The 22418-nt window shown below is 68.7% G+C and carries 21 protein-coding genes; 16 read left to right on the top strand and 5 right to left on the bottom strand.

The annotated features are described in order from the left end of the window. The first annotated feature begins 2 nt into the window (after window positions 1-2). From E5P3_RS17640 to E5P3_RS17625, 4 genes are all read left to right on the top strand, one after another. Window positions 3-893 carry an ABC transporter permease gene (locus E5P3_RS17640; RefSeq protein ID WP_162587161.1) on the top strand — a complete coding sequence of 297 codons (891 nt, stop codon included), beginning with the start codon at window positions 3-5 and terminating at the stop codon, window positions 891-893. A 14-nt stretch (window positions 894-907) separates the two neighbouring features. Beyond that, window positions 908-1696: an ABC transporter ATP-binding protein gene (locus E5P3_RS17635; protein WP_162587160.1), complete on the top strand. Its 789-nt coding sequence runs from the start codon at window positions 908-910 to the stop codon at window positions 1694-1696. A gap of 10 nt (window positions 1697-1706) precedes the next feature. Beyond that, window positions 1707-2429, top strand: a complete 723-nt coding sequence (locus tag E5P3_RS17630) for a sulfite exporter TauE/SafE family protein (protein WP_162587159.1) — start codon at window positions 1707-1709, stop codon at window positions 2427-2429. An 80-nt stretch (window positions 2430-2509) separates the two neighbouring features. After that, window positions 2510-3337, top strand: a complete 828-nt coding sequence (locus E5P3_RS17625; protein WP_162587158.1) for an IclR family transcriptional regulator — start codon at window positions 2510-2512, stop codon at window positions 3335-3337. A gap of 35 nt (window positions 3338-3372) precedes the next feature. Here E5P3_RS17625 and E5P3_RS17620 read toward each other — a convergent pair whose 3' ends face one another. Continuing rightward, complete coding sequence (locus E5P3_RS17620) at window positions 3373-4368, bottom strand: Bug family tripartite tricarboxylate transporter substrate binding protein (protein WP_162587157.1); 996 nt, start codon at window positions 4366-4368, stop codon at window positions 3373-3375. Between the two features lie 204 nt (window positions 4369-4572). Between E5P3_RS17620 and E5P3_RS17615 the strand changes: the two genes are divergently transcribed. From E5P3_RS17615 to E5P3_RS17570, 10 genes are all read left to right on the top strand, one after another. Next, a complete protein-coding gene (locus E5P3_RS17615; protein ID WP_162587156.1) occupies window positions 4573-5631 on the top strand; it encodes an SDR family oxidoreductase in 1059 nt (352 codons plus the stop codon). Then, the gene (locus E5P3_RS17610; protein WP_162587155.1) at window positions 5628-6479 is read left to right on the top strand and encodes a sugar phosphate isomerase/epimerase family protein; all 852 of its coding nucleotides are present in this window, start codon (window positions 5628-5630) and stop codon (window positions 6477-6479) included. Before E5P3_RS17615 ends, E5P3_RS17610 begins: the two co-directional genes overlap by 4 nt. After that, window positions 6476-7258, top strand: coding sequence for an SDR family NAD(P)-dependent oxidoreductase (locus E5P3_RS17605; protein WP_162587154.1), 783 nt, complete (start codon window positions 6476-6478; stop codon window positions 7256-7258). The genes E5P3_RS17610 and E5P3_RS17605 overlap by 4 nt, the downstream gene beginning before the upstream one ends. A 35-nt stretch (window positions 7259-7293) precedes the next feature. Beyond that, window positions 7294-8004, top strand: coding sequence for an EthD domain-containing protein (locus E5P3_RS17600; RefSeq protein WP_162587153.1), 711 nt, complete (start codon window positions 7294-7296; stop codon window positions 8002-8004). After that, window positions 8001-9758, top strand: coding sequence for an FAD-dependent oxidoreductase (locus E5P3_RS17595; RefSeq protein WP_162587152.1), 1758 nt, complete (start codon window positions 8001-8003; stop codon window positions 9756-9758). The genes E5P3_RS17600 and E5P3_RS17595 overlap by 4 nt, the downstream gene beginning before the upstream one ends. 14 nt (window positions 9759-9772) lie before the next feature. Next, window positions 9773-10978 carry a CaiB/BaiF CoA transferase family protein gene (locus tag E5P3_RS17590; RefSeq protein ID WP_162587151.1) on the top strand — a complete coding sequence of 402 codons (1206 nt, stop codon included), beginning with the start codon at window positions 9773-9775 and terminating at the stop codon, window positions 10976-10978. Window positions 10979-11104: 126 nt separating this feature from the next. Beyond that, complete coding sequence (locus tag E5P3_RS17585) at window positions 11105-12073, top strand: Bug family tripartite tricarboxylate transporter substrate binding protein (protein WP_162587150.1); 969 nt, start codon at window positions 11105-11107, stop codon at window positions 12071-12073. Between the two features lie 85 nt (window positions 12074-12158). Continuing rightward, window positions 12159-13025 (top strand): branched-chain amino acid ABC transporter permease, encoded by an 867-nt coding sequence (locus tag E5P3_RS17580; protein ID WP_162587149.1) that lies wholly within the window; start codon window positions 12159-12161, stop codon window positions 13023-13025. Continuing rightward, window positions 13025-15571, top strand: a complete 2547-nt coding sequence (locus E5P3_RS17575; protein WP_162587148.1) for a branched-chain amino acid ABC transporter ATP-binding protein/permease — start codon at window positions 13025-13027, stop codon at window positions 15569-15571. Before E5P3_RS17580 ends, E5P3_RS17575 begins: the two co-directional genes overlap by 1 nt. A gap of 32 nt (window positions 15572-15603) precedes the next feature. Then, window positions 15604-16830 carry an ABC transporter substrate-binding protein gene (locus E5P3_RS17570; protein ID WP_162587147.1) on the top strand — a complete coding sequence of 409 codons (1227 nt, stop codon included), beginning with the start codon at window positions 15604-15606 and terminating at the stop codon, window positions 16828-16830. Between the two features lie 82 nt (window positions 16831-16912). Here E5P3_RS17570 and E5P3_RS17565 read toward each other — a convergent pair whose 3' ends face one another. From E5P3_RS17565 to E5P3_RS17550, 4 genes are read right to left on the bottom strand one after another with little or no spacing between them, the layout of a single operon-like run. Further along, window positions 16913-17665 carry an SDR family oxidoreductase gene (locus E5P3_RS17565; protein ID WP_162587146.1) on the bottom strand — a complete coding sequence of 251 codons (753 nt, stop codon included), beginning with the start codon at window positions 17663-17665 and terminating at the stop codon, window positions 16913-16915. Beyond that, window positions 17662-18732, bottom strand: coding sequence for an amidohydrolase family protein (locus E5P3_RS17560; protein ID WP_162587145.1), 1071 nt, complete (start codon window positions 18730-18732; stop codon window positions 17662-17664). Before E5P3_RS17560 ends, E5P3_RS17565 begins: the two co-directional genes overlap by 4 nt. 23 nt (window positions 18733-18755) lie before the next feature. Then, the gene (locus E5P3_RS17555; RefSeq protein ID WP_162587144.1) at window positions 18756-19517 is read right to left on the bottom strand and encodes an SDR family oxidoreductase; all 762 of its coding nucleotides are present in this window, start codon (window positions 19515-19517) and stop codon (window positions 18756-18758) included. Window positions 19518-19538: 21 nt separating this feature from the next. Further along, window positions 19539-20558 carry a cyclase family protein gene (locus E5P3_RS17550; protein WP_162587143.1) on the bottom strand — a complete coding sequence of 340 codons (1020 nt, stop codon included), beginning with the start codon at window positions 20556-20558 and terminating at the stop codon, window positions 19539-19541. A gap of 85 nt (window positions 20559-20643) precedes the next feature. Here E5P3_RS17550 and E5P3_RS17545 point away from each other — a divergent pair, with 85 nt between their 5' ends. Further along, a complete protein-coding gene (locus E5P3_RS17545) occupies window positions 20644-21825 on the top strand; it encodes a thiolase C-terminal domain-containing protein (RefSeq protein WP_162587142.1) in 1182 nt (393 codons plus the stop codon). After that, window positions 21822-22277, top strand: a complete 456-nt coding sequence (locus tag E5P3_RS17540; RefSeq protein ID WP_162587141.1) for a Zn-ribbon domain-containing OB-fold protein — start codon at window positions 21822-21824, stop codon at window positions 22275-22277. Before E5P3_RS17545 ends, E5P3_RS17540 begins: the two co-directional genes overlap by 4 nt. The last annotated feature ends 141 nt before the right edge of the window (window positions 22278-22418 follow it).

Below are 22418 nucleotides of genomic sequence, written 5' to 3'. Positions count from 1 at the left end.
GAATGAATCCAGTGAACATGGCCCTGATCGCCCGTCCCGAGGCCGAAAGCAAGCCCGAGCCCCGCAGGGCAGAGGCCCATCCCGCGGGTCGCCCGGTCGTCAGCCTTCCGGCGCCGCCGGGCCCCGGTGCGCGGCTCGTTGGCCGGCTGTCGCGACTGGCATTGCCGATCGTGCTGCTGCTCGCCTGGCAGTTGGTCAGCACGCGCGTGCTGGACGAGACCACGCGCGCGCTGTTGCCGCCGCCAACGGCGGTGGCAGCGGCAGCCTGGGAACTGCTGATGTCCGGAGACCTCTTTCGCCATCTCTACGATTCGCTGCGCCGCGAGTTCACGGCCTTCGCCTGGTCGCTGATTGCGATTCCCATCGGGGTCGCGATGGGCTGGTGGAAGTCGGTCAACGACCAGGTCGATTCGCTGGTCGAGGTCCTTCGGCCCATTCCGCCCTTGGCCTGGATACCGCTGTCGATCCTCTGGTTCGGCGTGGGCGACACGCAGAACGAGTTCATCATCTTCCTGGGCATCTTCTTCCCCATCCTGCTCAACACGGTGGCGGGGGTGCGCGGCGTGGAACCCAACCTCGTGCGGGCCGCGCGCTGCCTGGGAGGCGGAGAGAGCGCGGTGCTGCGCCGCGTGGTGCTGCGCGCGGCGCTGCCGCAGATCGTCACCGGCGTGCGCGTCGGCCTCGGCGTGGGCTGGATGGCGCTGGTCGCAGCGGAGCTCGTAGGTGCCAACTCCGGGCTTGGCTTCCTGATCAACGATGCGCGCACGCTGCTGCGCACCGACATCGTCATCGTGGGAATGATCGCGATCGGCCTCGTTGGCCTGGCGCTCGACCTGTTGATCCGTGCCATCAGCCGCCACGTCGCGCCGTGGTCGCGGGCCATGCAGCAATGAACGGAGTTCGCGACATGATGGCCGTCAACGTACAGAACGTCACCAAGATCTACCCCGGGCATGGACCCAGGGACGCGCCGGTGCTGGCGCTCGACGATGTCGGGTTCGAGATCGCCGAGCGCGAGTTCTGCTCCATCATCGGCCACAGCGGCTGCGGCAAGACCACGATGCTGAACATGATTGCGGGATTCGAACGGCCGACCGCCGGACAGATCACCGTCAACGGCGAGCCGGTCGGCCAACCGAGCTGGAAGCGCTCGATGGTGTTCCAGGACTACGCGCTGTTTCCCTGGCTCACGGTCGAGCAGAACATCGCCTTTGGCCTTGAGATGAAGAAGGTGCCGGCCGAGCAGCGTCGCGCCATCATCGCGCAGCAGGTCCGACTCGTCGGGCTCACGGGCTTCGAGAAACGCTACCCGCACCAGCTCTCGGGCGGCATGAAGCAGCGCGTGTCGATCGCGAGGGCGCTGTCGGTCGATCCCGACGTACTTCTGATGGACGAGCCTTTTGCTGCACTGGATGCACAAAACCGCCAACTGATGCAGCAGGAGATGGGACGCCTGCTGGCCGAAGCCGACGCGAGCACGCGCAAGACGATGGTGCTCGTGACGCACAGCATCGAGGAAGCCATCCTGCTGTCGGACCGCATCATCGTGCTGTCGAGCCGACCCGGCCGCATCAAGGAAATCATCCGGGTCGACCTGCCGCGCCCGCGCGACGAGGAAGCGCCCGGCTTCGTGCAGCTGCGCCACCGCCTGCGCGCGCTGATCAACGAGGAAATCGAGGCGCAAGCCGCGCTCTGAGGAGATCTCGATGGACCGCGTCCTGGCCTGGAGCCTCCTGATTGCCCTGGCCGGCGGCCTGGTGCGCGGAACCACCGGCTTCGGCGCGGCGATGGTCATGACGCCAGCCCTCACGCTGCTGATGGACGCGCGCACGGCGGTCCCGGTGACGCTGCTGCTGGAGACCTTCGCGGCCGCGCCGATGCTGCCGGCGGCATGGCGCGAGTCACGCGCCCGCGTCATCGCTCCCATCAGCATCGCTGCGGTCTTGGCGGTGCCGGCCGGCGGCTTGTTGCTGGCGATGGCGAGCCCCCTGACCTTGCGGCGCATCATCGCGGCCACCGTGGTGCTGTTCTCGCTCGCCTTGCTGTCCGGCCGGCGCTACAAGGGCGCGCCGCGGCTGGGCACCTCCATTGGCCTCGGTGCGCTCAGCGGCACGATGCTGGGCGCGACCAGCATCGGCGCGCCCCCGGTCATCCTGTACCTGCTGTCCGGCCCCGACCCCGCTTCTGTGACGCGCGCCAATCTCACGCTGTACGTGGTGGTCATCTCGGCGGCCGGCCTCGCGATGCTCGGGGTCGGTGGCCTGCTCACGGCCGCCACCGTGCGCCAGGCCGCGCTGCTGGCGGTGCCGTTCGCCATCGGCATCCTGCTGGGTTCGCGTCTGTTCGCCCGCTTTTCCGACCAGCGCTTCCGCCAGCTCACAATGTTGCTGATGTTCGCTGTTGCGCTCGGGGTCTTGCTCTCGTCATGAGCGCGCCGCACCGATCGTCCAACGGGATGTCGGCGGCTGGCGCCGGTAGAGGAGAATTCCGCTCAGGAGGACTAGCGGCCATGTCGCCTTCGGCGGAAACAAGTACCAGTACCAGCACGGAATCCATCGCGCTACGGGCGTTTGCGCTGCTCGAAAGCATCGTCGAATCGTCCGGACCGATGTCCCTGGACGCGCTGACGTCCGCACTGCACCTGCCCAAGCCCACCGTGTACCGCATCCTTCACCTGATGATGAATGCGGGGCTCGTTCGGCGCGAGGTCGACGGCAAGCGCTACACCATCGGTCCACGGCTGACTTCCTTTGCGGTGAACCTGTGGCGCAGCGACGCGTTGCGCGTGCAGTGGCACCGGGCGCTGCAGGACGCGGTAGACGAGATCGGAGAAAGCTGCAATCTCACGCTGCTGGAGAACAACCAGGTGCTCTACCTGGATCGGGTCGAAACCGCGCATCCGCTGCGATTGCACCTCGAGGCCGGCACGCGCGTCCCGTTGCACTGCACGGCCAGCGGCAAGCTGTTCCTCAGCCGCATGACGGATGAGGAGGCGCGCCGTGCGCTCGGTCCCGAGCCCTATGAGCGCTTCACCGCCAAGACCATCACCGCGTTCGCACCGCTGGCGGCGGAGCTCGCGAAGGTACGCAAGACCGGCATCGGCACGCACGATTCGGAGCGCTTCGACGACTCGGTCGCCATTGCCGTGCCGGTGCTGGCCAGCGACGGTTCGATCGTGATGGCGGTGGCAATGCATGCGCCGTCGTCCCGGGCGAGCCTGAAGACCTGCATGGGGTACGTGGGAGCGCTGCAGCGCGCCGCCGGGGCGATTGCCGGAACGCTCGGCAGGCCACCCGCGGCCGCCAAAAAGACGTCCAGGTCCGCCGCGCGGGGTTGAACGAATCTTGCCAGTGCGCCGCGCACCAGGCGGCCTCAGCTCGGCAAGATCCCCAGCCGCTTGATCAGCTCCCCCCAACGCGTGCTGTCCGCCAGCACGAGCTTGCGGAAGTCATCCCCATAGATCTGCGACGGAATCCCGCCGCCTTTGCGCACCGCCTCCTGGAACACCGGATCCGCCTGCATGTCCTGGATGGCCTTGCCGAGCTTGGCCAGCACCGCCGGCGGCAGGTTGGCCGGAGCGACCATGCCGAAGAGCTGGTCGGGCAGCGCCGCCGGGGACCCTGCCTCCTTGAGCGAAGGGACGCCGGGCAGCGACGGATCGCGGCTCTCGCCCGTCACCACCAGCGGCTTGAGCTTGCCGGCGTTGATCAGCCCCAGCGAGGTGGGCACGGAGGCGAAGGTGTATTGCACCTCGCCGCCGATGATGGCCGCATCCGTCTCCGGGCCGGTCTTGAACGGGATGTGGACGGCCTTGATACCCACGGCCGAGTTGAACTCTTCGGCGGCCAGGTGAATGCTGTTGCCGATGCCGGATGAGCCGAAGTTCAGCGCGCCGGGCTTGGACTTGGCGAGCGCGATGAACTCGGCCAGGTTGTCGACGCCGAGCTGCGGCGACACCACGAGGACCTGGCGCGAAGTCTGGATCAGGCCCAGGTAGGTGAACGAGCGCGCGACGTCGTAGCCGGGGCTCTTGATCAGGTGGGGCGCAGAGGTCAGCGCCGTGCTGGTGCCCATGCCGATGGTGTAGCCGTCCGGAGCGGCCCGGGCGACGTGTGCCAGGCCGATGGTGCCCGAGCCGCCGAGCTTCAGGTCGACGATGACGTTGCCGTTGAGCCGCTGATTGAGCTGCACGACGATGAGGCGCGCCAGGAAGTCGACGGCGCCGCCGAAGGGCGAAACCAGCGTGATCGGCTTCTCCGGATAGGCGCCCTGCGCCAGTCCGGCCAGCGGCATGGCGCCAAGCGACGCGGCGGCCAGGCCGCCCGAGATGATGGCGGCTCTGCGGGTGACGAGAGGGCGGTCGGTCATGGCTGTCCTTCGGGAGCGGTGTAGACCCAATAGCCTAATGGACGGACCAATGGATAGATCCTCTTATTTACCCGAATGCCAAGAAGGCTGCTGCCAGCGGGAAGCGTCTTCGACGCCTGCTGCATTGACTTTGCGCGATGCTCCTGGTCGTGATCTGATGATTAAAATGGTATAACCATTCCAGTTGATCAATCGGAGAGTTCCTTGCAATCCAATCAACCCGTCGCGCTGGTCGCCGGAGCCAGCGGGATCGTGGGCACGGGCATCGCACAGCGGCTCGTGGCCGACGGTTGGCGCGTGTTGTGCGCTTCGCGTTCGGGAGGAGGTGGCATCCCCGGGACCGAGGGCATCGCCGTGGACCTGATGGATGCGCAGGCATGCCGCAAGGCCTTCGCGCGGCACGAGGGGATCAGCCACGTCTTCTACGCGGCCTACCAGCAGGCGCCCGGCCGGGCGGCCGAGGTGGCGCCCAACCTGGGCATGCTGCGCAACGTGGTGGACGCCGCGAGCACCGCGGCACCGGGCCTGCGGAAGATCGTTCTGGTCACGGGTGCCAAGTTCTACGGTATCCAGTGGGGCGCCGTCTCCACGCCGTGCCGCGAGAGCGATGCGCGGCAACTGCCGCCCAATTTCTACTACGACCAGGAAGACTTCCTGCGCCAGGCGCAGCGCGGGCAGGCATGGTCGTGGGTCAACCTCATTCCGCCTTTCGTCTCCGGCTTCGCGGTCGGCAACCCGATGAACCTGGTGCTGGGGGTCGGCATCTACGCCGCTCTCTGCAAGGAGCTGGGGCTGCCGCTGCGCTTTCCAGGCAGCGCGGGCGCCTACGATGCATTGCACCAGATCGCCGATGCCCAGCAGATCGGCGCGGCTGCGAGCTGGGCCGCGACGGCCGACGCGGCGGCCAACCAGGCCTTCAACGTCGCCAACGGCGACCCCGCGCGCTGGCGCAATACCTGGCCGGTGGTCGCTGCGAGCCTGGGCATGGAAGCGGCGGAGCCCAAGACCATGCCGCTTGCCGACGTGATGCCCGACCAGCAGGCCGTGTGGGATCGAATCGCGCAGCGGCAGGGCCTGCGCAGCATCGACATCGCGACGATCGTCAACTGGGCCTGGGTCGACTACATGCTGCGGATGTCGCACGACGTCGTGCTCGAGACCGGCAAGATCCGCCGCGCCGGATTTCATGCATGCATCGAGACCGACCGCGTGTTCGTGCAGCGTCTGCGCGAACTGCAGGAGCACAAGGTGATCCCCCAATGAATGCACGGCACCGCAAGACGGCCAACCTGACGCTGGGCTTCCTGACGCTGGGCGCGAAGGCAGCGCCGCTGGACACCATCGACGCCGCCGCACAGGCCGGCTACGGCGCGGCCGGGCCGCGCGTGAGCGGGCGCTATCCCGGCGATGCCTGGCCGTCGGTCGATGCCGACCCTTCGGCATTCGCGAGGATCCGCGCGGCCGCTGCCGAGAAGGGCGTTCGCATCTCGAGCATCAGCGGCTACTACCTCTCGCCGCAGGTGCGCCCCGCGCACCTGATGGCGAACGTCGAGGCGGCCAGGGCCGTGGGCGCGCCGATGATCCTGCAGGGCTGCTTCGAGGCGGATCACGCGCGCGTCGCATCGCTGCTGCGCGACTACGCGGCCGCCGCTGCCGATGCGGGCATCCGGATCGCGCTCGAGTTCATGCCGATGAGCGAACTGAAGACCATTGGGCAGGCGCAGGCGGTCATCGCGGCCAGCGGCGCGGCCAATGCCGGGCTCCTGATCGACACGCTGCACCTCGCACGCTCCGGCGCCACGGCCGCAGATGTCGCCGCGCTGGACCCCGCGACCATCTACCTCACGCAGCTCAGCGATGCGCCCGCGCAACTGGCTGCCGGCAGCACGCTGTTCGACGAGGCGATGTCGGGGCGCATGGTCCTGGGAGACGGCGGGCTCGACCTGGCGTCCGTGGTGAATGCGCTGCCGGCCGACGCGGAGCTCGAGCTGGAGACGCCGGTGGTCGCGCACGCCGGGCTGTCGCCTGCCGCGCGTGCACGCCATGCCGCCGAGGCGGCGCGACGATTCTTCGACCGCCACTTTCCCACCGCCATGGAGTACGAACGATGAGCCAGCCGCAGACGACTTTCGGTGCGGATGCCCTCCGGGGGCGCGTCGCGGTGATCACGGGCGCAGGCGGCGGGCTTGGCGGCGCGATGGTCGCGCGGCTCGCGGCGATGGGCGCGCGCGTGGCGGCCGTCGACCTGGAGGCGCCCGGGAATCCGCTCGCCGCGCTCTCGCTGGCCTGCGACATCACCGACGAGGCGGCGATCGAAGCCATGGCGGATGCGGTCAAGGCCGCATTCGGCCGCTGCGACATCCTGGTGAACAACGCCGGCATCATGGCGCCCGTCATTCCGCTGGAGGAACTGCCCGCCGAGGTGTGGGACCGGGTGATGAGCGTGAACCTGCGCGGCTCCTTCCTGTGCGCCAAGCACCTCGCGCGCATGATGCTCGCGCAGGGCTCGGGCGCGATCGTCAATCTCGCCTCGATCGGCGCGCGCGTCCCGAACGACATCGGCCCCTACGGCCCGAGCAAGGCCGGCGTGCTCGGCCTTACCCACCAGATGGCCGTGGAGTGGGGGCCGCGCGGCATTCGCGCCAACTCGGTCAGCCCGGGCATGATCCGCACGCCGATGACCGAGGATTTCTATCGGAACGAGAAGCTGCACCAGGGCCGGATCAAGGTGGTGCCGGCGCGCCGCATCGGCCGGCCCGACGACATCGCGGACGCGGTGGCCTTTCTCGTGAGCGACGCCGCTTCCTACATGAACGGGCAGGACATCATCATCGACGGCGGCTTCATGCGCACGGCGCTGATGAATGTGCAGCCGGCAATGTTTGCCTGAGCCGCGGGCCGGCGCTAGATCCAAGACGAAGGACCATGATGCTCATCAAGACGCTTTGCCTGGCTGCCTCGCAACCGGCTTCCGCCGCCGCGGATGCACTCGAGCGGATGGCCGCACAGGCGTTGCGCGAGTTGCCCGGCCTGCAGCAGGCGCAGGTGAACCGCGTTGTGCGCCATGTGCCGACGGACTACATCGAGAACGACAGGCCTTACGGCGGCGCGGTGGCGCAGGCGGATGACATCGATGTGTCCGTGGATCTGCATTTCGCCGATGCCGCAGCCGCCCGGCGGGCTGTCGAATCGCCCGCATGGGCGGCGCTGATGAAGGACATGCAGGGTGTCGCCCGAGTGCTCTTCGCACTGGACAGCGAGCCGAACGTGCCCGTGCCGTTGCGCAATGGCGCCGTGGACGGCGGGTTCCGCCGCTGGCTGCTGCTGACGCGCAAGGCCGCCACGCGGGAGGATTTCCGCGAGGCGTGGTTCGGCCGCCATGCCAGCCTGGTCAGGCATCTGCCGCTGCTCGACGGCTACGTGCAGAACCTCGTGACGGCGCGCTACGACGCCGCCGGGCGGCCGGTCGACCACGAAAGCCTGCCGATCGACGGCATCGCAGAGGTTTGCTTCGCCGATGAGGCGGCGATGAACACGAGCTACGCATCCGATGCGCGCCTGCCGCTCAAGGACGACGGACGCGAGCTCAATGCGCGGGTGAGCACCATGCTGGTCGAGGGCAGGGTAGTCCGATGAAGACGGCCGGCGACGGCTTCGACCAGACGGTCGACGTGGTGGTGATCGGCACCGGGGCCGGCGGCATGGCGGCCGCCGTGGCCGCACGCAAGATGGGACTCGAGGTGCTGCTGCTCGAGAAGGAACCGCTGTACGGCGGCACGACCGCGCGCTCCGGCGGCGTGCTGTGGATCCCGAACAATCCGATCTCCACCTTCAAGCCCGAGCCCGATTCGATGGACGACGCACGGACCTACCTGAAGTACGAATGCGGCGATTTCTACGACAGCGAGCGCGTGGAGGCCTTCCTCGCCAACGGGCCGCGCATGGTCGATTTCTTCGTGCGCCAGACCGAGGTGAAGCTGATCGCGCTGCCCGAGTACCCTGACTATCACGCCGAGAGTCCCGGCGGGCGCATGGCCGGGCGCTCGATCATGGCCGCGCCGCTCGATGGGCGCGAGCTCGGCGAACACATCCGATCGCTGCGGCCTCCGCTCAAGGAGATCACCTTCGTGGGCATGATGTTCAACTCGAGCGCCGAGGTCGGGCACTTCTTCAACGCCACGCGGTCGTTCAAGTCGGCGGCCTACGTCGCGAAGCGGCTCATGACGCATGCGATAGAGATGATCTTCCACGGCCGCGCGATGCGGCTGACCAATGGCAATGCGCTGACGGCGCGGCTGGCCAAGTCGGCCTTCGATCTCGGCATCCCGATGTGGCTCGAGTCGCCAGCCCGGGCGCTCGTGCGCGATGGCGGACGCATCAGTGGCGTCGTCGTGGGCAAGGCCGACGGCAGCAGCGTGCGCGTCGGCGCGCGGCGCGGCGTGGTGCTGGCGGCGGGCGGTTTCCCGCAGGATGTCGAGCGCAGGAAGAAGCTGTTTCCGCATGCGCCGACCGGCCGCGAGCACCTGTCGCCCGCACCGCCCGGCAATACCGGCGACGGCCTGCGCCTGGCCGAGTCGGTGGGCGGCCAGGTCAGCGCGAAGCTGCCGAACGCGGCAGCATGGATTCCGGTGTCGAAGGTGCGGCGCGCCAATGGCGAAGCCGGTGTCTTCCCGCACCTGATCGACCGCTACAAGCCCGGCATCATCGCCGTCAACCGCGAGGGGCGGCGCTTCACCAACGAGTCCGACTCGTACCACGACATGGGCATGGCGATGCAGAAGCACTGCGCCGACGGGATCGAGGTCGCCGCATGGCTGATCGCCGATCACCGCACCATCCGCCGCTACGGACTCGGCTTCGCCAAGCCGTTCCCGCTGCCGCTCGGGGGCCACCTTCGCTCGGGCTACCTGCTGCGCGGAAAGACGCTCGGCGAGCTCGCCGCCCTGGCCGGCATCGATGGCGCGGCGCTGCAGAAGACGGTGACCGACTACAACCTCGGCGCGGAGGAAGGCAAGGACCTCCAGTTCCGCCGCGGCTGGCGTGTCTACAACCGCTTCCTCGGCGACAAGACCCATCGGCCCAACCCCTGCGTCGCGCCGGTGAAGGACGGCCCGTTCTATGCGGTCAAGGTCGTCATGGGCGACCTGGGCACTTTCGCCGGCATCAGGACCGACCGATTCGCACGCGTGCTCGACGGCGAGGGCCGGCCGGTGCCCGGGCTGTTCGCGGCCGGCAACGACAACGCGAGCGTCATGGGCGGCGGCTATCCCGGAGGCGGCATCACCCTCGGGCCGGCGATGACCTTCGGCTTCGTGGCGGCCGAGTTCATGGCCGGGCACGGCGCGTCGGAGGCCGCCGCGGAGGCACGGCCGTCGATGACCACTGCCTGAGGCGGGAGCGAACGATGAGCCGCACGGCCGTTCCGAACGCGAACAGCACCGCAGCCGAAGGCAAAGGTGCGCCAGTGAGCCGCGCCACCGGGCCCCTGGGCGGCCTCAGGGTCGTCGAGATGGCCGGGCTTGCACCCGGCCCGTTCGCCGCCATGATGCTCGCCGACATGGGCGCGACGGTGCTGCGCGTCGATCGGCCCGATCCGGCGCCGCGCGCAATGGCGCAGCGCTTCTACTTCACCGACCGCAACCGCCGCTCGATCGCCGTGGACCTCAAGTCGACCGGGGGCGTTGCGCTGGTCAAGCGCCTCGTCGCAGGCGCGGATGCCTTGATCGAGGGCTTCCGCCCGGGCGTGATGGAGCGGCTGGGACTGGGCCCCGAGCCCTGCCTGGCACTCAATCCGAAGCTGGTCTACGGCCGGATGACGGGCTGGGGCCAGGAAGGCCCGATGGCCATGGCCCCCGGGCACGACATCAACTACATCGCACTGTCGGGCGCGCTGGAGGCGATCGGCGAAGCGGATGGCCCGCCGGTGGTGCCGCTCAACCTGGTCGGCGACTTCGGCGGCGGCGGCATGTACCTCGCCTTCGGCATGGCCTGCGCGCTGATCGAAGCCGCGCGCTCCGGCAAGGGCCAGGTCGTCGATGCGGCCATGGTCGATGGCGCGGCCTCGCTCATGACCTACTTCTTCGGCCATCGCGCGGGCGGTGCGTGGCCGGGGAGGGGGCGCAGCGTGACCGGGGGCGGCTCGCCGTTCTACGCCGTGTACGAGACGCGCGACGGCAAGTACATCAGCATCGGCTCGGCCGAGCCGAAGTTCTACGCCGAGTTGCTGCGCCAGATGGGGCTCGAGAACGCGGGCCTGCCCGATCGCGCCGACACGGCCAACTGGCCGGCCATCCGTGCGCAGCTGGCCGACGTGTTCCGCACGCGCACGCGCGACGAGTGGTGCGCGCAGCTCGAGACCAGCGAGACGTGCTTCGCGCCCGTCCTGAGCATGGAGGAGGCCGCCGCGCATCCGCACAACCGCGCGCGCGGCACCTTCGTGGAGGTCGACGGCATGGTGCAGCCGGCGCCGGCGCCGCGCTTCTCGCGAACGCCGGCCGCGTTGCCTGCCGCGGGGGTGGAGCCTGGCATCGATCTGCACGCGGCGCTGGCAGGCTGGGGCCTGGAGCGGACAGAGATCGACGGGCTCGCCGCCGCCGGCGTCGTGAGCTGAAGGCCGCCGGTCCGCGGATGCCACCCGCTCGTTGTTGACGTACGTCCTTCTTTAGGCATAATGGTCGGACCAATGAATGACAGGGCCATGCAGCAATCCTGCGTCTGAACCCCAAGGAGACAAGCCATGATTTCACGCCGCCACCTCATGGGCGCCGCTGCCCTCGCCAGTCTGCCGTACGGCATGGCCCGTGCGCAGGGCTTCCCGAACAAGCCGATCCGCATCGTCGTGCCCTTTGCGGCCGGCGGCACGGGTGACGTGCTGTGCCGCAACCTGCAGGAGCCGCTGCAGCGCCTGCTCGGCCAGCCCATCGTCATCGACAACCGGCTGGGCGCCAGCGGCACGATGGGCACGCAGTATGTCAAGAACGCTGCGCCCGACGGGTACACGCTGCTGCAGGTGGGCAACAGCACCGTCACCACGTCGCTGATGCAGAAGACGGCCGGCTACGACGCCATCAAGGATCTCGCGCCCGTGGCGAACATCGCGACCACGCCGATGGTCTTCCTGCTCAACCCGGTGATCCCCGCCAGGAGCATCGCCGAGCTCATCGCGTATGCCAAGGCGCGGCCGGGCGAGCTCGAGTACGCGTCCGCCGGCCGCGGCTCGCTGGGGCATCTCGCGAACGAGCTCTTCAACCAGATGGCCGGGCTGAAGATGGTCTATGTTCCCTACCAGGGCTCGTCGCAGGCCACCAATGCGGTGCTGGCGGGTGACGTCAAGGTGGTGATCACCACGCCCTCCGATGCGATCAATGCCTTCGTGGGCAGCGGCAAGCTGCGCATGCTGGGCGTGTCCTCGCCCAAGCGCAGCCCACTGCTGCCGAAGGTGCCCGCCATCGCCGAGTCGCTGCCCGGTTTCAGCGTGATGGCCTGGTTCGGCCTGGCGGCACCGGCGGGCACGCCGGCGGAGATCGTGGCGCGGCTCAACGAGGCCGTGAACATGGCGGTGGCCGAGACGGCCATGCAGGAGAAGCTCAAGGGCCTGGGCATGACGCCGCAGCCCGGCAATGCCGCCGCCTTCGGCGAACTGATCCGCAACGACCAGCAGATCTGGACGCGCGTCATGCGCGAGGCCAACCTGTCGCCTGAGTGAGCCGGGCCCCACGGCAAGGGTTCATCCGCATGCATCGCGTGATGTCGTTGCAGGAGAATGGTTGGGCCAATGATAGATTAGAACAATGCTGGATGCGATCATCTCCCAGACCGTGAACGGCCTTGTGCTGGGCTTCCTCTTCATCCTGATCTCGATCGGGTTGTCGATCGTGTTCGGCCTGCTCGGCATCGTGAACGTGGCCCACGGAGCCTTCTTCGCGTTCGGCGCGTACTTTGCCCTGACGCTCCAGCAGCGCTTCGGCTGGCCGGCCGTGGTGCTCGCGCCCATTGGCGTCGGCATCGTCGGCATCGTGGTCGAGCGCGTGCTGGTGCGCAGGCTCTACGGCAAGGACCCGCTGATGACACTGGTGCTGACCTTCGCGCTGTCGCTCTTCATCGAGGCCGTGATCCGCACGGTCTGGGGGTCGAGCGCTCAGCCGCTCACGCCGCCGGCCATGCTGTCGGGCTTCATCGAGTACGGGCCGGTGCTCACGACCACCTACCGCGTGGCGGTGCTGGGCATCACCGTCGCGATCCTGGTTGCGCTGTGGGCCTTTCTTTCGTTCACGCCCTACGGCCGCATCCTGCGCGCGGGCAGCCGCGATCCGCAGATGGTGGGCATGCTGGGCATCAACCTGCCGCTGGTGCTGAGCGGCGCGTTCGGCGTGGGCTGCCTGCTGGCGGGCGCCGGCGGGGTGCTGGCGGCGCCGTTGTGGTCGGTCACGCCCAGCATGTCGGCGCAGGCGATCATGCCCGCGTTCGTGATCGTCACCATCGGCGGCCTCGGCTCCTACGGCGGCGCCGTGGTGGCCGGCCTGCTGGTGGGCCTGGTCACGGCCATGACCACGCAGTTCTATCCGCAGGCCGCGGGCGCGGCCATGTACCTGCTCATGGCCTCCATCCTGCTGGTCCGGCCGCGCGGGCTTTTCGGCGAACACTGGGAACACTTCTGATGAAAGCGCTGTGGAGGCATCCGGTCGCCCAGGTGGCGGCCGTGCTGGTCCTGATGAGCCTGCTCACCCTCGTCACGCATCTGCCGCTGGGGCGCGTGACGCAGATCGCCATCTACGTGCTCTATGCCGCGGGCATCGGGCTGCTGGTGGGCTATCTGGGCCTGGTGCCGTTCGGCGGCTCCGTGTTCTTCGGGCTGGCGAGCTATGCGGCGGCGCTGTCGCTGCTGCACTGGTTCGGAAGCGTCAACGAGTTCGTGGGGCTGGGGTTCTCGGTGCTTTTCACCGCGCTGGTGGCGCTGCCGGTCGGCGCGCTCATCCTGCGGCGCAAGGGGCTCTATTTTTCGCTGTTGAGCCTGGCCTGCACGCAGATCTGCTTCGAGATCGCCTACAAGTGGACGGACCTGACCGGCGGCGAGAACGGCCTGCAACGCGTGCCGCGCCCGGTACTCGATTCGGCCCTCGGCTTCCACGTCTTCGTCGTGCTGCTGGTGCTGGCCTCGCTGTGGTTCATCTGGCGCCTGGTGCATTCGCCGCTGGGCCGGCTGTTCCAGGCCATCCGCGACAACGAGCAGCGTGCCGCGAGCCTGGGCTACGACGTCTACCGCGTGAAGCTGGCGGGCTTCACGTTGTCCGCCGCGATCACCGGCCTGGCCGGCGGCATGCTCGCGCTGTTCATGCGCGGGGTCTATGCCAATCCCCTGAGCTGGGAGCATGCGGCCGACGCATTGCTCATGACCGTGCTGGGCGGCATGCATCATTTCATCGGTGCGCTGTGGGGCGCCATCCTGTTCATCGTGCTCGAAGACCAGCTGAGCGCGCTCCTCAACAACTGGTGGCTGGTGTTCGCGCCGATCCTCATCCTGGTGACGCTGGCAGCGCCCGAGGGCATTCACGGCCTGATCCGGCGCGCCTGGGGCGGCAAGGGCTGGACGCTGGTGCGCAAGGGCATCCCGCTGCGCCCGGAGCGCATCACGCCCTATGTGGCCGAAGGCGGCACGGAAGTCGGCGGCAAGGGCACGCAGGCGCTGCTCACGGTGCGCGGTCTCAGCAAGAAGTTCGGCTCGCTCGCCGTGGCCTCTGGCTACGACTTCGACGTCCATCCCGGCACGCTGCACAGCTTCATCGGTCCGAACGGCGCGGGCAAGACCACCTTCTTCAACATGCTGAGCGGCGTGATCGCGCCCGACGCCGGCGAGGTGCGCTTCCTGGGGCAGGACATCACGCGACTGCCGATGCACAAGCGCATTCGCCTCGGCCTGGCCCGCTCGTTCCAGATCGTGAGCGTCTTCACCAACCTGACGGCGTTCGAGAATGTCCGCATCGCGGTGCAGGCCACCCAGCCCGACCGGCACGCGTTCTGGCGCGATGCGCACGCGTCGGCGGCCGCCAACGAGCGCACCTGGTCGATCCTCGACGCCGTCGGCCTGGCGGCCAGGGCAGGGGAGCTGTGCGCCGACCTGTCGCACGGCGAGCGCCGGCTGCTCGAGATCGGCATCACGCTGGCGACGCGGGCGCGCCTGCTGCTGCTCGACGAGCCGCTGGCGGGATTGGGCGAGGCCGACCGTGTCCGCGTGGCGGCGCTGATCCGCGCCCTCGCGCGCTCCCATGCGGTGGTGCTGATCGAACACGACATCGACCGCGTACTGGCGCTGTCCGACCGCATCACCGTGCTGCACCAGGGCCGGCTGATCGCGGACGGCAAGCCCGCCGAGGTCGCGGCCGACCCCGAGGTCATCCGGGCCTACCTCGGCGCTCCGCGCGACTCGGCGCCGGCGGCCGCGCCGCGGCGCCACGCGCGGCCGAGGCCGGCGGTGCTGCTCGATGCGCGCGGCCTCGCAGCCGGCTACGGCGGCGGGCGCATCCTCGACGGCGTGGACCTGCGCGTCGGCGAGGGCGAGGCGGTGGCGCTGCTCGGCCGCAACGGCGTGGGCAAGACCACGCTGCTGCGCGCGCTCTACGGCATGCTGCCGGTGGACGAGGGCACGATCCGGTGGGACGGCAAGGCCATCGAGCAGCTGCGGCCTTTCGAGATCAACCGCCTGGGCATCGGGATGGTGCCCGAGGGCCGGCGCCTGTTTCCCAATCTCACCGTGCTCGACAACCTGCTGATCGCGGTGCGCAAGGGCGGCATGCCGCTGGAGGAGGTCTTCGAACTCTTCCCGCGCCTGGCGACCATCCGGAAGTCGCGCGCCGAGAGCATCTCGGGCGGCGAGCGCCAGATGGTGGCGATCGCGCGCGCCCTGGTCGCACCCAGCCGCCTGATCCTGCTCGACGAGCCCTTCGAGGGACTCGCGCCCGCGGTGGTCAACGAGGTCATGGCCGCGATCCTGAAGCTGCGCGGCCGCGTTGCCATGGTGCTGGTGGAGCACCACGCCGAGCAGGTGCTGTCGATCGTCGACCGCGCGGTGGTGCTGGTCAACGGGCGGGTTGCCTACGAAGGCGCCGCGGCCGAACTGGCGGCGGACGCGTCCCTGCAGGCGCGCCTGCTCGGGCTGGTCGAACCGAGACGGGAAGAAGCGGTGGAGATCGCTTCGGCCCTTGCCTGAAATCTCATTTGCCACGTACTCAGGAGACGAACATGGAACCCATCGCGTCCTCGCCTTTCAACCGCCGCCAGGTGCTGCGTACCGCCGGTGCCGCGGCTGCTGCGCTCGCAGCGCCCGGGCTCGTGTTTTCACAGGCCGGCAGTCCGGTGAAGATCGGCAGCCTGCTGCCCCGCCAAGGCCCCTTCGCGCTGCAGGGCGAGGCCACCTCGCTCGGCATCAAGGTGGCGCTCGAGCAGGCCGGCAACAAGGTGCTGGGGCGGCCGATCCAACTGGTCGCCTATGACGAACCCAACCCGCTGGGCGCGCAGCAGAACATGCAGAAGCTGATCCAGGAAGACAAGGTCGCGGCGGTGATCGGCGGCAGCAACAGTGCTGCCGGCCTGGCGATCGCATCGGTCGCTGCGCAGGCCAAGACGCCGACCATCATCAGCGCGGCGCTGGCGCGCGAGATCACGGGCAAGAACTGCAACCGCTACGTGTTCCGCAACAACGCGCCGCCGCCGGTGTACGCCAGGCTGCTGGCCAAGCAGATGCTGCCCATGGGCAAGAAGTGGTACTTCCTCGTGGGGGCGTACGCCTACGGCCAGGAGGCCTACCAGATGCTGAAGGCCGAACTCGTCGCCGCCGGGGGGCAGGATCTGGGCATGGATGCCGCCGCCGTCGGCACCACCGATTTCAGCTCCATCATCCTGAAGATCCGCCAGGCCAAGCCTGACGTCGTGATGCTCGGCATCTCGGGCACGGATCTGGCGGCCTTCCTCAAGCAATACAACGAGTTCGGCCTGCGCGGCAAGATCCCGCTCGGTAGCCTCACGGTGGCCGACGAGGAGCTGTGGTCGCAGACGGGAATCTCGGGTGTCATGGGCAAGTACTGGCACTTCAACAATCCCGCGAACGGTGCGGCGGAGAAGCTGCTCAACGACGCCGTGATGAAGGAGACCGGGCACCCCGCGTCGGCCAGTTGTGCGCAGGGCTGGGTCTGCACGCGCATGCTGCTGGCCGCGATGGAGAAGGAAAGATCCGCCGAGCCCGCGGCCATCGTGCGAGGCCTCGAAACCGTGCGGCCCGAGGGCGTGCCCGGTTACTACCGGGCGTGGGACCATCAGTTCATCACGCGCCTGGTCGTGGCGCAGGTGCGCGACACCATTACCGACAAGTACGACCCGGTGCAGGTGCTGAACTCGTCGATGCGCATGGCGGACTTCGAGGCCCTGTACGGCTCCAAGGAAGAGATCGGCTGCTCGATGGGCGCGATCTGATCCGAAAGCATGGACGCCGCGCTGGGGCGCCGGCACCTGGGCGACATCCGGTTCGCGAAGGCCGAAGGCGCCCCCGTGCCCTTCAGGGCATGAAGGTGCCGCCGTTGACGTCGAGCACGGCACCGGTGACAAAGGACGAAGCGTCCGAGGCCAGGAAGGCGACCACCGACGCGATCTCCTCCGGATCGCCGTAGCGCCCCAGCGGCACGCTGCGCGTGAAGGCCGCGCGCACCTCGGGCGACGATGCCGCGGTCATCGCGCTCAGGATGGGCCCGGGCGCGACGCAGTTCGCGGTGATGGCGTCCGGGGCGCCTTCCAGGGCGGCGATGCGGGTGAAGCCGATCATCCCGGCCTTGGTGGCCGCGTAGTGCGCGCTGGCCACCGGGGACGCGGTGCGTCCGCCGCGCGACGAGATGTTGATGATGCGGCCCCACTTCCGCCGCCGCATGAGCGGCAGCGCGAGCTGGCAGAACAGGAATGGCGCCGTGAGATTGATGGCCAGCACCTCCTGCCATTGCGCGGAGGATATTTCCTCGATCGGGAACTTGCCGCCTCCCTTCTTGGGATGGATGCCGGCGTTGTTGACCAGGATGTCGCAGCGGCCGTGGGCAACCTCGATCGACTTCATGGCGCTGCGAACCTGTGCCTCGTCGGCCACGTCCGCAACGATCGCGTGCGTGCGTCCGTCGATGCCGGCCGCGATGCGCTCGACCTCCCTGGAGCGGTCGAGCATGACGGTGCTGAAGCCGTCCCTTGCCAGCTGCGTGGCGATGGCCAGGCCGATCCCGCTGGCTGCGCCTGTGACGAGTGCCACGCGCTCCTGCGGGGTGGTCATGGCGCGGCCCTCGTCAGTGCTTCCGGCAGCCGGTAGGCGCGCACGGCACTGCCGGCGAACAAGTCTGCCTTCTCGCTCTCCGAGAAGCCGTCGGCCATGCGCTTGAAGCTGTTCCAGATCACGCGGTAGCTGCAGCAGGACTTGTCGACCGGGAAGTTGCTCTCGAACATCGCGCGCGAGGGGCCGAAGGCCTCGATGCAGGTCTGCACGTACGGGCCCCAGGCCTCGGCCAGTTCCTCGGACGTCGGCGGCAGCGCGCGCTCGTGGAAGTCGAAGCCGCCCAGGCGCATGCCGATGCCGCCGAGCTTGATGCTCACGTTGGGCCGCTTCGCGAGTGCCTGGATGGAGGTCTTCCATGCCTTGAAGATCTCGTCGCGCTTGCCGGCATAGGGGCCGAGTCCGGCCCGGCCGCCCAGGTGGTTCAGCACCACCGGCGTGGCCGGCACCGCGTCGATCAGGTCGATCAGCTGCGGCAGCTGCGGGTGGTACACCCAGGCGTCGAAGCTCAGTCCCATGCGGCCCAGCACGGCGTAGCCTTCGCGGAACTTCGCGTCCTGCAGCAGGTCGCTCGGCGGCGGTCGCAGGAGCGTGCTGACCTCGGGGCTCGCGTCCCATGCGGCCATGTGCCGGATGCCGCGGAAGCGCTCGGGTGCACGTGCAACGCAGGCCTCGAGCACCTGGGCCGCGAAGCTTCCCATCGTCAGGTCGACCTTGCCCACGATGCCGGCGCAGGCACGCACCGGGCCGTAGACGCCGCTCGCGCTCATCGCCGCGATGCCGTTGACGAATTCCACCTCGCCGACGCAGGCGAATCGCGGATCGCCGTCGGCGCGGTACATCGAGCTGCATTCGGCGAACACGGTGCCGCGGATGTGATGGCCGGTGTTCAGGTCGGCCAGCAGATCGGGCAGCAGGTAGCGGTGGTGCGGCCGGTCCCACAGGTGATGATGCGGATCGACGATCGGGCGGTCCGGCTCCAGCACCGGCTCGTTGCGCAGGGCCAGCCAGTCGTCATCGATGAAATGATGAGGCGGCGCGCCGCGCTTCTTCGCGTTGTCGTTGCTCATGAAAGCTTCCTTGCCGGTGGGCCTCAGCACATGAAGGTGCCGCCGTTGACGTCGATCACGGTGCCCGTCAGGTAGCCCGAGTCCTCCGACACCAGGAACTCCACCACGTGGCCGATCTCGTCGGGCGTGCCGATGCGGCCGACCGGAATGCGACCGACGAGCATGGCGCGCTGGGCCTCGCTGCCCTGGCTGGTCATCGGCGATTCGATGCGGCCGGGCGCGATGCAGTTGGCGGTGATGCCGTCGGCCGCCACTTCGGATGCGATGATGCGCGTCATGCCGATCATCCCGGCCTTGGCGGCTGCGTAGTGGATGCCCGCCGTCTCGACCAGCGTGCGGCCCGCGCGCGAGGACATGTTGACGATGCGGCCCCACTTGCGCGTTCGCATCAGCGGTGCGACTTCGCGGCAGAGCACGAAGGCGGCCGTGAGGTTGACGCCGAGGACCTCGTTCCACTGTGCCGTGGTCATCTTCAGGAAGCTGTTGCGCTCGCCGTCGATCTTCGGATGGATGCCGGCGTTGTTCACGAGGATGTCGAAGCGGCCGTACTGCGCGTCGACGTCGGCCACCATCTTCTTCACGGCCGCCTCGTCGGCGATGTCGAGCACGACGGCCTGCGCGCTCAGCCCCTGGCCCTGCAGCGCGGCGGCTGCTTCCTCGACCTGCCTTGCACGGTCGATCGCGATCACCTGGTAGCCGGCGCGCGCCAGGCGCTGCGCGATGCCCAGGCCCAGGCCGCCGGCCGCGCCGGTCACCGCGGCAACGCGTTGTTCTTTCTGCTCCATGTCGATTGCTCCTTGAGAATGTCAGACGGTGCCGACCGGCATCGGCGGCGAGCCGACCAGGCCGGGCAGGCGCAGCGGCGGCGCGGTCAAAAGAAAGCGGCTGCGGCCGTGAGCGCGCAGCCAGGGGCCGAGCTCGCCGAAGTACCAGATCTCGCCCAGGAAGATGCCGAGCTTGAAGATGCAGTGCTCGTGCAGCGGCATCATCGAATGCTTCGGGCCGTCGCCGGCCGAGGCGGCGCTGGCCACGGCCTCGACACCCAGGTTGTCGGCGCAGATGGCGACCAGGCCGCTCGCGGTGATCCAATCGAGCAGTGCCTTGTCCTTGCCATCCAGGACCGCGCACGATGTCTTGAGCCGGTCGAAGTCGGGCTTCTTGTTCATGCCGAGCACAAGGTCGGCCCAGCCGGTGTACAGGCACAGGAAATCGCCGGGCTCGACCGTGGCTTTCTGCCGCTCGAGCGCGCGCATCAGGCCGTCGTAGCCGACCTGCGCCGGCTCCTCGCCGTGGATGGCCGCGAGATCGACCATCACGCCGCGCCCCTGCGCGCCGGTCTCGGCCAGCGACTCCATGCCGAGCTTCTTCGCGAAGGGCCCGCCGTCCTGGTCGGCACCGAGCACATGCTCGCCGCCGCGCCAGCCGTTGTAGTAGACGACCTCGGGCGTGCCGTCGCCGTCGGCATCGAACTCCTGGCCCCAGTGGGCAAGGGAATCCCATTGCGAGGAGTACTGCGTCCAGATCGTTACCGCGTCATCCGACACCACGTCGAAGAGCGAACGGTTCTGGCACGAGAAGCAGAAGTTGTAGCTCGGCTCGCCGGTGGCGCGGCGGGTGGCCTCGATGCGCGGCGCGCGCCGGCTGGGCACCAGGTCGCCGCCGCCGGGGTAGTCGAGCGGCAGGCTCAACGGGAAGGCCAGGCCCTCGGTCACCTCGCGCACCGCGGCAAGGCGCCGCTCGGGCGTGACGAGATTCATCCGGCCGACCTGGTCGTCTTCGCCGAAGTCGCCCCAGTTGGAGCCCTCGGGACGGTTCTTCCATCGCATGGCATGTCTCCTTCGGCGTCGGAGTATAAGCACCATGATAGTATTGGTCCATCCATTTAAAGAATAGATAAATAGATATTTAGCCATGACGAATCGATCACTTCGGGGGCGCGTTGCCATCGTCGGCATCGGCGAGACCACCTACTACAAGCACAGCCAGTCGCCCGATGCCGAGTTCAAGCTCGCGCTCAAGGCGGTGCTGGCCGCCTCGAAGGACGCAGGCATCGACCCGCGGGACATCGACGGCTTCGCCTCCTATTCCAACGACCGCACCGATCCCTCGCGCCTGTCCGCGGCGCTGGGAGCGAAGCAGCTGCGTTCGACCACGATGCAGTGGGGCGGTGGAGGCGGCGGGAACTGCGGGGCCGTCGCCAACGGAGCCGCGGCCATTGCGGCCGGGCTGGCCGATTGCGTGGTCGCCTTTCGCGCGCTGGCCCAGGGCGAGTACGGCCGCTTCGGCAAGGCGCCCACCGCGCCGACCATCGCGGGCGACATGGCCTACCAGGCGCCCTATGGCGTGCTCTCGCCGGGGCAGAAGTTCGCTATGAAGGCGCGCCGCTTCATGCACGAGCACGGGGTGGGGCAGGAGGCGTTGCGCGCCATCGCCATGGCCTCCTACCACCACGCGCAGTCGAACCCGCGCGCCGTGATGTACGGCAAGCCGCTGACCGAGGCGAAGTACGACGACTCGCGCTGGATCGTCGAGCCCTTCCACCTGTTCGACTGCTGCATGGAGAACGACGGCGCCGCCGCGGTGATCATGGTGCCGGCCGAGCGTGCGAAGGATTTCCCGAACAGGCCGGTCTACGTGCTCGGGGCGGCGACGGGCTCGGACCACCGCGTAGGTGCGAATGCGCACAACCAGCCGAACTATGCGAGTTCGAGCTTCTCCACCGCGGCGCCCCACATGTACCGGATGGCGGGCCTCGGCCCGAAGGACGTGGGCGTGGTGCAGAGCTACGAGAACTTCACCGGCGGCGTGCTGATGGCGCTGGCGGAGCACGGGTTCTTCGAGCCCGAGGAGGCCAACGATTTCCTGCGGCTGGAGAACCTGCTGGCGCCGGGCGGCAAGCTGCCGCTCAACACCAGCGGCGGCAACCTGGCGGAGTGCTACATGCACGGTTTCGAACTGGTGCTCGAAGCAGTGCGCCAGGTGCGCGGCACTTCCACCGCGCAGGCGCCCCGCAACGACGTGGCGCTGGTGATCGGCGGACCGATGGTCACGCCGGTGAGCAATCTACTTCTCGGATCGGAGGCGACCCTGTGAACCCCAGCACGACGAACGAAGCGTACCTGCCGGCCGGACTGCCGATCCCGGTGCCGGAGGCGGACGGCCTGTCCGCGCCGTTCTGGAGCGGCCTGCGCGAGAACCGGGTGATGGTCCAGCACTGCCGGGCCTGCGGTACTTTCCAGCATGGCCCCGAGTGGATCTGCCATGGCTGCCACGCCTTCGATCCGCCGTTCGAGCCTGTGGCGCCGCGCGCGCGGATCTTCAGCTGGGAGCGCGCCTGGCATCCGGTGCACGCCTGCCTGAACGGGCACGGCCCCTATCTGGTCGTCGTGGTCGAACTGCGCGACGCTCCCGGCGTGCGCATGCTGGGCAACCTGCTGGGCGACCCGATGGCCGAGGTCGTCATCGGCGCGGAGGTCGAAGGCGTGTTCGAACACCATCCCCAGGCAAGCCCGCCCTTCACGCTGCTGCAGTGGCGCTGCGTGTAATGGGCCGTGGAACCCGGGCAGGTCCAGGGATGAGCCTGCACTCGTCCACTGAATCCCTGAAATCGGTCGGTGCTGTCCACCCAATACGGGCGCGCTGCGGCGTTGCAAATGCTCGCGATACCTACGGGTATCGCTGCGCAT

It is taken from the genome of Variovorax sp. RA8 (assembly GCF_901827175.1).
In the GTDB taxonomy this organism is placed as follows: Bacteria; Pseudomonadota; Gammaproteobacteria; order Burkholderiales; family Burkholderiaceae_C; genus Variovorax.
This window is presented reverse-complemented; position numbering and strand designations above follow the sequence as displayed.